The organism is Neisseria sp. P0021.S006, from assembly GCF_051956895.1.
Window position 1 is genome coordinate 1 of the sequence record NZ_JBQCWZ010000532.1, and the last position, 910, is coordinate 910.

Consider the following 910-nt stretch of genomic DNA (forward strand, 5'->3'; position numbering starts at 1 on the left):
CGCGATATCCATGACCATGAATACACTCCATTGACTTACAATAACTAGCTCCCACCAACCGCCTTCCCAACCTCTTTTCCTTTAAACCAATTCGCGTTACCCATCATCATCGCTATCGCTGATACTGATGCTGTGTTCCATTTTGCTTGGATGAACTTTCAAGCCGCCACAACCTGATTTTTCGGTAGAGAGACGGTTTAGATACACTTCATCGATATCGCCGGTTTGATAAACACCGTTGAAACATGAAGAATCAAAGGATTCGATTTTTGGATTGAGTGCTTTGACTACTGCTTCCAAGTCTTCTAAGTTTTGGAAGACGATGCCATCCGCGCCAATCTCGGCTGCGATTTCTGCTGCGCTGCGGCCGTTTGCAATCAGTTCTTTACGGGTCGGCATATCGATACCGTACACATTTGGATAGCGCACTTCGGGAGCTGCAGAAGCAATGTAGACTTTGCGTGCACCTGCCGCGCGTACCATTTCAACGATTTCACGGCTGGTCGTACCGCGCACGATGGAATCATCCACCAACAAAACGCTTTTGCCGTTAAACTCGGTTTCCATCGGGCTGAGTTTTTGGCGCACTGATTTTTTGCGTGTTGCTTGACCGGGCATAATAAAGGTGCGGCCGATGTAGCGGTTTTTAATCAGACCTTCGCGGTAAGGTTTTTCGAGATGGACGGCAAGCTCCATCGCGCTGGGCCGGCTGGTATCGGGAATAGGCATCACGACATCAATATCATCGACAGGCAGCTCGCGTTTGATTTTTTCTGCCAAAGATACGCCCATATCCATACGGGACTGATAAACGGAAACGCCATCGATGACGGAGTCCGGGCGGGCAAAATAAACATATTCAAAAAGGCAAGGGCTTAATTTGGCTTTATCGCTGCATTGACTGTCTATT

Annotated in this window: 1 protein-coding gene; it reads right to left on the reverse strand. The window is 48.1% G+C overall.

Translation table 11 applies throughout. The features are described from left to right. Positions 1-96 precede the first annotated feature (96 nt). On the reverse strand, positions 97-910 hold an 814-nt coding region (locus ACTHUM_RS15500; RefSeq protein ID WP_440403355.1), incomplete at its 5' end, for an amidophosphoribosyltransferase.